The 9922-nt window shown below is 67.0% G+C and carries 9 protein-coding genes; 2 read left to right on the top strand and 7 right to left on the bottom strand.

Going from position 1 to position 9922, the window contains the following annotated elements; genetic code table 11:
* Positions 1 to 159: 159 nt before the first annotated feature.
* Both D474_RS0118120 and D474_RS0118115 read left to right on the top strand, forming a co-directional pair.
* Positions 160 to 1149 (top strand): calcium/sodium antiporter, encoded by a 990-nt coding sequence (locus D474_RS0118120; protein ID WP_017614946.1) that lies wholly within the window; start codon positions 160 to 162, stop codon positions 1147 to 1149.
* A gap of 372 nt (positions 1150 to 1521) precedes the next feature.
* Entirely contained in the window at positions 1522 to 2319 is a 798-nt protein-coding gene (locus D474_RS0118115) for an SAM-dependent methyltransferase (protein WP_017614945.1), read from the top strand.
* A gap of 751 nt (positions 2320 to 3070) precedes the next feature.
* Here the strand turns inward: D474_RS0118115 and D474_RS0118110 are convergent.
* The 7 genes from D474_RS0118110 to D474_RS33475 form a co-directional block, all read right to left on the bottom strand.
* A complete protein-coding gene (locus D474_RS0118110; protein ID WP_017614944.1) occupies positions 3071 to 3325 on the bottom strand; it encodes a winged helix-turn-helix domain-containing protein in 255 nt (84 codons plus the stop codon).
* Positions 3326 to 3574: 249 nt separating this feature from the next.
* Complete coding sequence (locus tag D474_RS0118105) at positions 3575 to 3841, bottom strand: GntR family transcriptional regulator (protein ID WP_017614943.1); 267 nt, start codon at positions 3839 to 3841, stop codon at positions 3575 to 3577.
* Between the two features lie 2100 nt (positions 3842 to 5941).
* Positions 5942 to 6577: a DUF4334 domain-containing protein gene (locus D474_RS29180; RefSeq protein WP_017614941.1), complete on the bottom strand. Its 636-nt coding sequence runs from the start codon at positions 6575 to 6577 to the stop codon at positions 5942 to 5944.
* A 151-nt stretch (positions 6578 to 6728) separates the two neighbouring features.
* Positions 6729 to 7181 (bottom strand): hypothetical protein, encoded by a 453-nt coding sequence (locus D474_RS0118090; protein WP_017614940.1) that lies wholly within the window; start codon positions 7179 to 7181, stop codon positions 6729 to 6731.
* 207 nt (positions 7182 to 7388) lie between these two features.
* Positions 7389 to 7868, bottom strand: coding sequence for a hypothetical protein (locus D474_RS33480; RefSeq protein ID WP_017614939.1), 480 nt, complete (start codon positions 7866 to 7868; stop codon positions 7389 to 7391).
* Between the two features lie 406 nt (positions 7869 to 8274).
* Positions 8275 to 8787 carry a hypothetical protein gene (locus D474_RS32785; protein WP_193374024.1) on the bottom strand — a complete coding sequence of 171 codons (513 nt, stop codon included), beginning with the start codon at positions 8785 to 8787 and terminating at the stop codon, positions 8275 to 8277.
* A 12-nt stretch (positions 8788 to 8799) separates the two neighbouring features.
* Positions 8800 to 9750 (bottom strand): OmpA family protein, encoded by a 951-nt coding sequence (locus D474_RS33475; RefSeq protein WP_017614937.1) that lies wholly within the window; start codon positions 9748 to 9750, stop codon positions 8800 to 8802.
* Positions 9751 to 9922 lie beyond the last annotated feature (172 nt).

Here is a 9922-nt window from a genome sequence, read left to right as displayed (position 1 = left end):
CCGGGGGGGAGCCGTGGCCACGGTGCAGAGCCGCCCGGAGACGGCGCGGGGCCGTCCGAGGACAGGGGCCGAGGAACACGGGCGTCGGTCGGCATCCCCGGGTGCTCCTAGCCGGCGCGGCGCGGCAGCTCCGCACCGGGGGCGCGGGGAGGCCGGTCGATGAGCTACGTACTCGTGGCCGCGGGGTTGGCCGTGCTCGTGGTCGGCGCAGAGCTTCTGGTCCGCGGCGCCACGGGGGTCTCGGCGCTGTTGCGCATATCGACCATGGTGATCGGCCTGACCGTGGTCGCGATCGGCAGCAGCCTGCCTGAACTGGCGGTCGGTGTCGAAGCCGCGCTACGGGGGCACCCCGGTCTGGTCACCGGCAACATCGTCGGTACCAATATCGTCAACCTGCTGCTGATCCTGGGCATCAGCGCCGCTCTGAGCCCCATTTTCACCCAGCGCCAGATGATGCGCCTGGACCTGCCAGTCGTCGCGGTCGTCTCGGTACTGCTGTTCCTGTTGTCCTTGGGCGGCAGCCTCAGCCGGCCGATGGGTCTCCTGCTGATGGGTGTCGGCGTGGCCTATACCGTGGCGATCGTCCGGAACGCCCGACGCACTCACGCCGTGGAGACGCCCTCCCAGGGTTCGGGCGGTGGCACCGGTGGCACCGACGTGCCCGAGCGGCCGGCTCGCGGTGGCCCGGCTCGTTTCGCCCTGGACGCACTGTTCCTGTTCTGCGGGATCGCCCTGGTGATCCTGGGGGCCGAGTGGCTGGTCAGCGGCGCGGTCGGCATCGCCACAGCGCTCGGCGTCTCGGATGTGCTGATCGGCCTGACGATCGTGGCCATCGGTACCTCCGCGCCCGAGCTGGTCACCTCGATCGTGGCCACCATGAGGGGACAGGCCTCCATCGCGATCGGCAACCTGATCGGCTCCAGTGTCTACAACATCGTGTTCGTTCTGGGCCTGACCGTGGTGGTTGCCCCCGAACCGGTCGCGGTCTCAGCAGAGGTGCTCTACGTCGACATGATCGTCATGGCCGTGGTCTCGATGCTGGTGGTGCTGTTCTTCCGCACCGGTCGACGTGTGACCCGCCTGGAGGGTCTCTTCTTGGTGAGCCTGTACCTGGGGTACCTGGCCTACCTCATCATCGCCCGTACGTGATGCCGAGTGGTCCCATGCCGCCGGAGCCGTCCACGGGAGGGTTCATGGCTCCGAGCTTCGGGGGTGAGGAGCGCCCGACGCGGTGCGCGGGCCGCAGTTGCCGCTGTCGGCGGGACACCGAGGGCGCGGGCCCGGTCCGAGGGTGGGGGCCCGGGGGACGCGTCTTGCCACCGGAGCCGGTGGATGTGTCGGCCGGGCGCGGGAGGGGCGCGAGAAGACGGCCGGGGGAGCGGACCTGGGACAGGAGGCAGGGTTCAGGCGGGGTTAAGGTGGGCCCTCCGCACGCGCCCTGACCCTGACCCTGTGCCCGCCCCCGCTCCACCCCCCGTTCCTCCTTCACCCCCCATCAGGCTTCAGGAGCCCGGTAGCCCCATGAACTCCCCGCCCCCTTTCGAGGTCGACACCTCTCAGGCCCACTCCGCCCGTATCTGGAACTACTGGCTGGGCGGCAAGGACCATTACCCGCCCGACCGCGAGGCGGGGGACCGGATCGCCGCGGCACTGCCGGAGATCGTCGACGTCGCCGTCGCCACCCGCGCCGTACTGGCCCGCATGGTCACCCACCTGGTCGAGGAGCAGGGCATCGACCAGTTCCTGGACATCGGAACCGGCCTGCCCACCGCCGACAACACCCACGAGGTCGCACAGACCGCCGACCCGGCTGCGCGGGTGGTCTACGTCGACAACGATCCGCTGGTACTGACACATGCGCGGGCCCTGCTGACCGGGACGCCCGAGGGGGCGACCGACTACGTGCACGCGGACCTGCGCGACCCGGACACGCTCCTGGCCGAGGCCGCCCGGACCCTGGACCCGACCCGGCCGGTCGCGGTCACGATGTTCGGTGTGTTGCCGTTCGTGGGTGAAGACGGCGAGGCGAAGGCGATCATCGACCACCTGATGGGGGCGCTGCCTTCGGGGAGCTTCCTGGCGATCGTGCACAGCACGAGCGCGGTGACGGGCGAGGCGATGGAGGAGGCGGTGCGCCGGTGGAACGAGGCGGGCTCGGCCGTTTACCACCTGCGCACCCCGGAGCGGATCGCCGGGCTGTTCGAGGGGCTGGAGCTGGTGGAGCCCGGGGTGGTCTCGTGCCCGTTGTGGCGTGCGGAGCAGGTCGAGGCCGGTCGGGTGCGGCAGATGGACGAGTTCTGCGGGCTGGGGCGCAAGTGACAGGACGACGTGCGGCGTGATCCGTGAGGCGCAGGTGCCGGACCGTGCGTCGCGGGATGCGGGCCGCTCGTGATCGCGCAGCCGCGGCCCTCCGTGCACTGGTACTGCCCATGGGTGTTGGCGAGGGGTGGTGATGCATGTTGCCGCCGTCGACGAGCGTGACCCCGGCCTTGGTGTTCCTGTCGTAGCCATCGGTGCCGCGACCGCTGCGCAGGAGCGTGCTCAGGTGCGGGTTGTCGGAGCCCTCGCCGGAGCTCCCCGGAGTCGTCGCCGACCAGGCCGCAGTCGGCGGTGAAGAGCGCGAACGCGCCGCCCAGGGCGAGCAGGCGAAGGCGCAGGGGCGCAGGGGTGCAGGGGAGTGGTGGGGTCTTGCGTTCTCGGGTGGTGTCCACATCTCCCGCTCGGTGTTCGGAAAACGGGCTCCTGCCCGTCCGACCAGGAGTTCGAGGGTGTGATGCGTGCACTTCCCGGGGCAGAAAGAGGTGTGGACGCAGTGTGATGGCGAAAGAACCCCCGGCCATCGGCGGAGGTCGCAGCGGCCGGGGTGGCCACGTAGGAAAGAAGGGCCAGGGCGGTCACGACGGTGGCGACGGCCCCAATGGTCAGGACCCAACCCCATGAGCACGGACCCCACCCGTAGGCCCGGGTGGGGTCCGTGGAGAAGAACTCGGATCGTGGAAGGAACGGGGGTCAGGTGTGGCGGGACGCGACCCCGGGCTCGGGCCCGGAACGGCCTCCGGAACTTTCCGGGTCAGGTACTCGGCGGCGTACCGGGGGAGTCGGAGACGAAGGTGCCCCGCTGCGGCAGTGTCACGACCCAGCCCTCGGAGCGCAGGAGGGCGACCGCGTGGCGGGCAGTCGCGCGGGCCACCCCGTAGTCGGCCACCATCTGTGACTCGGAGGGCACCGGGTCTCTGGGCTTGAGGTCTCCCGACTCGATGCGGGTTCTGATCGCGCGCGCCACCTGCTGGTAGATGGGCGTCGGGTCGAAGCGGTCAACATCCATGGAGGAGAAGTTAAGGACGTGGGGGACGCTTTTCATATGCTATATGTTCTGTACGAGATAGACAAGCTGAAGTAGGCTAGAAGCACTGAACCCCTCAAGCAGGAGCCCGGAGGCACCATCGGTGCCCCCGGGCCCGGGACAAGCGAACGGAGCCGCTTGTCATGTCGCACGTCGTCACCCCAGTCGTCGATATGCCCCCGCGAACACCGACCCCCGGAGTGCAGCGCCCCCGCTCGGGAAGCACTGCGGTCACTGCTTCGGGAGAACGAACACTCCACGTCCCTGCACAGCTCTCAGGAACCCGGCATCTTCCAGGTATCCGGTTGCCTTCAGCACCGTTCCTCTGGAGACCCCGAACTCCTGCAGCAGCTGTGTGAGTGAAGGGATGGCTCTACCCGCCGGATACACCTCGGCCTCGATGCGGGCCAGGAGGATCGCAGCAAGCTGCTTCCACACCGGGTCCATGCCCTCGTCGTCGATTTCCGTGTCAGGCCCGTAGCCACTCGGCAAGTCCATGTGCAGAGCATGGCTGAGTGAGGGTCAACAGTTCCCAGTGGGTCAGTATCAAGAAGTCTATGTACGGGTAGGTAAGAGTGACGTACGATCAGAGCAACCGCTGAACGCAAGGACCCCGGCGACGTGCAGCCACACGCCCCGGGGCCATGGCCGACCTGTAGGAGCAGATCGACATGAAAAGCGTACTTGCGGTGCCACTCGAACGCGGGTTGGCACCTGTCCTCAACCCCAGTCCGCCTCCGCCGCCTCCTCCCTCCGAGGCGGCCTCGCCCCCGGAACGGCGCCCCGCTCAGCCCCCGTGCCGGCCCCCCGAACCCTCCAGTCCTCTCAACCCGTTCAACCTCCGTGACCTTCGCAGCCGCCTCGGCCCCCTGCCTCCCTCGATCTCCCTCGGCCGGGGTCCGCAGGAGCGCCGACAGCGGTCACGTCGGGTGCGCCGGTATACGTCCGACCTGTCGGTGCAACGCGTCTCTCCCGCTGGTTCCGTCGACCCAGTGGCCCCCGCCGCCCGGCCTTCTGTCCCCTCGAGCGGGCCTCCGGCCTCCGCGAGCGGGTGCCCGGGCCCCGCGATCGGAGGTCGCTCCCCCGCGCCCAAGCCCTCCGGGGAAGCCTCCGAAGGGTCCCCGGAGGGGCTGATCGGGGCCTCCCAGAAAATTTTCTCGCCGAATCCGGGGGGCTGAGGCGTGGCGGACGACGAACTCGATAACCCAACAGAAATCGCCCATATGGGTGCTGGGTGGAAAGCCCCCAACGCCGAAACGGGTGAGCCGAAACCCAGAACTCGGTTCCGAGAAGGTCTGAGTTCTTCCCCTATGTCCGGTCCGGGATCCGGTCTCTCGACCGGCTCCCCTGTCGGCCCAGAAACCCGGTCTGACCTGGGCTTTCGTTCTGAAGAGCAGGAAGTTGAGGCGTGCCCGGAGCCCGGATGCGCGCTTCTCGTACACCATCGGGGGTTGTGCATGGGGCTGGATGGCGCGGAGTTCTCCAAAAAGCAAGAATCGGCCTGCGCGTGTCAGGGATCCGAGCCCTCTGTGGGGTCGATAGCCGCCGTGCTTTCCAGTATGCTGCAGGCACCACCCCATCCGGGGAACGAGGTCCAGGTAATCACGCTGGCCGATCTTCTGTTCGGTCGGCTGGACCAGCGTCTCCGGGCAGGGGAGGAGCCTCCATTCTCCTGGAACGTCCTGGGGTCTGACGACGAGGAAGGGCGTGAGTTCGTGACGAAACGGTACGACGCCCTGTCCGAGAACCTCAGGATGGGTTCCTGGTCCGGAAAGCTCGTGGAAAGCGGACGTCGCCTCGAGAAAGCCGGTGTAGAATGGCGGCAGCTCCTCCAGGCAATGGAGGTGGGCTCGGCAATGCCCGAGCCGTGGTGGAGGTCGTATCCGCGGCCCGTGGAGGGGGCGGGCCGTGGGCGATCGAGCCCGGACCGCAGGGTGGATTAGGGGGATGAAGCCCTGCGGTACCGGCCCACCGGAACCGCAAACCGAATGACCACAAGAGCACAAGGCCAAGGCTCAGGAGTTCCTCGATCTCTACGAGGTGCACGAGGTCACTGGCCTGCAAGACCCCGGTTCAAGTTCAGGTGACGCCGAGAAGACACTGGAAGTGAACCGGGATTCCAGGGCCCCCGGGTTTGTCACGGCAGTCGACCCGGGGGTACCTGGACACAAAGCCATATTGGGTAGGGGAGAAGAGGCTCCGCGGCGCAAGCCGCGGAGCCTTTTTTGTGTCAGGGGTCAGTTCGATTCCGGGGCTTCGCCCGAGTCCTGTTCGTCCTGCTCCGCGCTCCACTTTCGAAGAATGTCATCGTGTGGACGAGCTCGACGACGAGAGTGCCGGGGTTGCGAGATGGTGCGGGCGTGATCCGCGGTGGGCGCCGTTGCTGATCAGACGCCCCGGCCCGTCGTAGCGGTTGCTGTGACCGGGGGCGCCTGCGGCGTCGGTCCCCTCCTCATGGCGCTGGTTCCGGAGCGAGAGTGGTTCTCAGCCGGGGAGGGTGTGTCCGGTAGTGGCCACACGGCAACTTCTGATCGACCGCATCGACGGGGCATCTGTCACGAAGTCCGCTCGGTTCATCTGGTTCCCTGATTCACCCGGTCACACCTCACGACGGAGCACGAACATGAACGGCGCGCTGACCCCGCGCATGTCCATGGCCCCGATGAGGGTGTCGTCGTCGACCTTGCGGAAGTGGTCGTTGATGGGCAGCGCGTCATAGGACATGGTCCCGGTCGAGACGCCGCGGTACTCGACCATGCGCAGCCGGGCCCGCGGCTTCGTGGTACGCAGCAGCCTCAAGGAACCACGGCCGAGGCGGCCGAGCATGGGCGTGTGCGCCGCTCCGGGGAACCGGGTCACCGCCCCCATCGGGACGAGCGCCGGGTCGACGGAGAACAGCCCCTTGCCGTCCTCGAAGACCAGGGGGTGGGCGGCCTCGGAACCGGCGAACACCTTGCCGTGCCAGCCGAAGGTTTCCAGCAGGCCGTCCCAGTCATGGCCGGTGCTGAGACCGGAACCCTTCCACGCTCCCAGCATCTCGGCGACCGGGACCGGAGGGAGGGCGTCGAAGAGCTCCAGGGCCTCGGTGCGCGGGATGCTGCCCTCGCGGGCGGCGCGGGCCTCGAGGTGCTCGAGACGCTCGAGGTGGTCGGAGTGCTCGGGGAGTCCGAGCCGTGTGTGCTGGTCGGGCTCTCCGGCCGGGTCCCGCGGCGTTTCACCCTGCTCCGGTCGCATGATCTCTCCCTCAGCGAAACGGCAGCGTTTCGGTGAACCTAGGGGATCGGGCCGGGGGTGTAAAGGAGGAGGTGGGGGCGGTAGGCAGCGCTGACGGGCCGGGGTCGAGGGAGGTCCATGGGGCCCGTTCCGGCGGGCGCACACGGATTCTTCAGCCCCGGTCCTGCCCGTCGGTGAAGGTCGAGCCCCGGTCGTGGTGGTCGCCGCGGTGGTGCGAACTCTCGATGTTGATGTTCTCGCCTTGAATGACCCGGGCGTTGCCGTGGACCCCACCGGAAATGTGGTTCACGGTGCGCGAGGAGGGGACGGACCCGGGGGTCGGTGACGGAGGCGGTTCCGGGGCGTCAGGGTTCGGGCGCTCGCCGCCGACACCGCCGCTCGGCTCGTTCGGAGGTTCGGGCGGTTCGGACCCTCGTGACGTGGCTGCCCAGGTGACAGCGGTGACGACGAGCCACAGGGCTGCGGTGATGCCGGAGGCCCAGGACGCCGCCTCCCATCCGTCACGTGTGGTGGGCCCGCCGCCGAGCCAGAGTCCGGCGCCCAGGGCGGTCGCGATCGCGAGGGCCGCGGTGCCGGCCAGCACCCAGCGTCGTGTCTTGTCCATATGCCGTGGTTCCTGTGTGGTGTCCGTGTCGTCTCGTCGGGGTCGGTGTCTCCAAGGTCGCGGAGGTCTCGAACCGCTGGGGCGACAGGGCACGGGTGTATGAGCGGGCGGAGCCATGCGTGATCCGGGTAGCCGGGCGGTCCCCTCTGTGCGGATCACGGGGGCTACGGCCGCGGGGTCGCGCGAGGCGGTACAGGCGAGATCGGGTCAGTACGAGCGGGAGTCCTCCCACTGCGCCCAGGCCACGCACGGCGTCCCGTGCTCCGCATCGATGTAGTCCAGCCCCCAGGAGATCTGCGAGTTCGCGCTCTCCTCGAAGTCGTCCGGCGGCGGATGGTCGCCGTGCACCTCCGGGTCGTAACCCGGGATTCCCTGGCCGCCGCCGTCGCTGGAGGACTCGAAGTCGGAGACGTTGCTCCAGAGGTTGTTGAGGCAGGTCCACTCCCGGCCGTCCCACCCCCGGTCGCCGGCCATGTCCATCGCGGTGGACTCGTTCTCCGAGGAGTTGCTGACGGTCGTGGTGCCGCCGGAACCGTCGCCGTCGCCGTTCCCGTAGCTCTCCGGCTCCTCGGGCCGGTCCTCCTCGGTCCAGGTCTCCCCGCATTCCGGCCCCTCGACCAGGCACACCATCTGCCGGACACCGTTGTTGAAGATCTGGCTCAGCTCGAGCTGGTAGATGGCCACCATGACGGCCGCGGCGAGGATCAGAACCGCGGCGGTCTCCAGCAGCGCGGCCCCGGAGTCGGATCCGGATCCGACTCCGGAACGGCGGCGGGACCCGGCCTTGGAACGCGAGGTGGACTTGCGGCCAGAGGCTCGGGTGGGGCGGACGGCCCGGGCTGGGCCGGTGCTCGGAGAGCCCGAGTCGGCTCCCTTGTTGGGAGAACGGTCGATGTCTCCCGGACGATCGTTCGGACGCCCCGGCGGGCCGGACGGCCCCGACGGCCCGGAAGGGCGTCTGGGGTCCCCTTGTCGGCGTGGTGTGGGGGTGTTCAACTCCGTCTCCAAGGTGGAAGTGGGAGAAGTGGGGGAGAGGTGGTGGGCGGAAGGCCTGGTGGATCGGTGCCGGTGGCCATCGGTCGTTGGTCAGCGGTCAGTCGATAGGGATGTCCTCGATCGGCTCGAACCCCGGGACCTCAAGGGTCAGTGTCTCGACATCGCTCGGAGTGGAGAAGAGAGACCAGTACGGGCTGTATCCGCCTGCGACCACTTGATTGAAGAACCTGCCGGAAGTATTGCCAGCGCACACACATTCCCCAGCTTGATCCATGAGTGGGTGATAGCGGGTATCGGTTTCAGGGTCCACGATCGTGACACCTGAGTAGTAGTCCCCGCTGTACGTGTAGGTTTCCTGCTCATGGAGCCAAGTAAGGACGACATCGGAGTCGGTCTCATTGACGATGGCCCAGTCTACTGAGACGAGATTTCCTCGTTCGTTTCGCTCGACCTGATTTGCCTCGGCGGTTAGTCCTTGGCTCTCCGTTTCGTTCCCTTGGCTAGTGCCCAGGGCGTGTGAATCTTCATCGGCGCTGGCGCTTCCAGAGGCGAGGGTCAGTAGTGGAACGCAGGCGACAGCTACGAGGGACTTCCGGGTGCAGCTTCCCACGGTTCATCTCCCTCACTTCTCGAACGTGACGGTCACTCGACGATTGAGTTCTTGACCTTCTTCGGTGTCGTTGTCCGCGACGGGGTCACTTGATCCATGTCCTTCCGTTTCGAAGGTGACGTTGTCTCGTGTGACTAGTTCAGAAAGCGCTGACTCCACGGACTCGGCACGCTCTTCCGAGAGCGGGTTGTTCACGGAGTCCGATCCTTGGTCGTCGGTGTGGCCCTCGATGGTTACAGTGTCTGAGCTGGACTGATCGATCTCGCTGGCTACCTGCTCGATCACTTCGTCTGCGTCGGAGGTGAGGTCAGCGCTCTCGAGGTCGAAGAGAACATCAGAAGAGAGCAAGATGCTGAGCTCTTCGTCGGTCTCCTGGTCGCTCCTGCCTTCGTCTTCCGAAATCATGGTAAGTGGAATGATCTCCCCGTCGCTGTAGTCTTCATCGGCGGTATCAGAAGATTCAGCGATAGGGATGTCGAAGAAGGGCGAAGTGACAGGGGTGGTGACCGTCATGGTCTCTGTACCTTCGGGTGGTGCTGGGAACATGACCTCGAGGTCGACGCTGTCGCCGCTTTCCAGCGTTCCTTCCGTGAAGGTGCAGTAGCAAGACCCATCGCCGAGTTCGTTATTCAGGTGGCGTGTTTGAGCGACAGGGTCAACGAGGGTCGCATTGCTGGCTGAGTAGAGGTTGTCTGGGTCGCTGAGCGCATCCTCCAGGATGTAGTCCCTCTCGGAGGTGTTGGACACTTCCATGCTCAGCTTCAGAGTATCTTCTTCGATCAACTCCAGTGGGCGAACATTGATCTCGAGTCCAGCTCCGAGCTGCGTCGATGTGGTGTAGGAGGTCGCGATGAAACCGCGCTCGTCAGATTGCTCCTCCGTGGAACCTCCACCCGGGGTCTGGGGCTCACCCCCTTCGTCGGGTTCGTTCTCTGGGGTGATGACACAGCCAGCCAGGAACAAACTGATCGTGACTGCAGCTACTGTAGCCCTGAGGCTCCGGCCGTTCTCCGTGATTCGTGGATTTTCGGGTCTCATTTTTTACGGGTCTTCGGGACGTTCCGGGCCTTCCCCGCCGCCCCCTCCGAGCAGGGCTGTTTCAAAGTCGGGGGAGGTCGGTATCGGCGCTGGTCAC

The sequence above is a fragment of the Nocardiopsis salina YIM 90010 genome, from assembly GCF_000341025.1.
Classification (GTDB): Bacteria; Actinomycetota; Actinomycetes; order Streptosporangiales; family Streptosporangiaceae; genus Nocardiopsis; species Nocardiopsis salina.
This window is presented reverse-complemented; position numbering and strand designations above follow the sequence as displayed.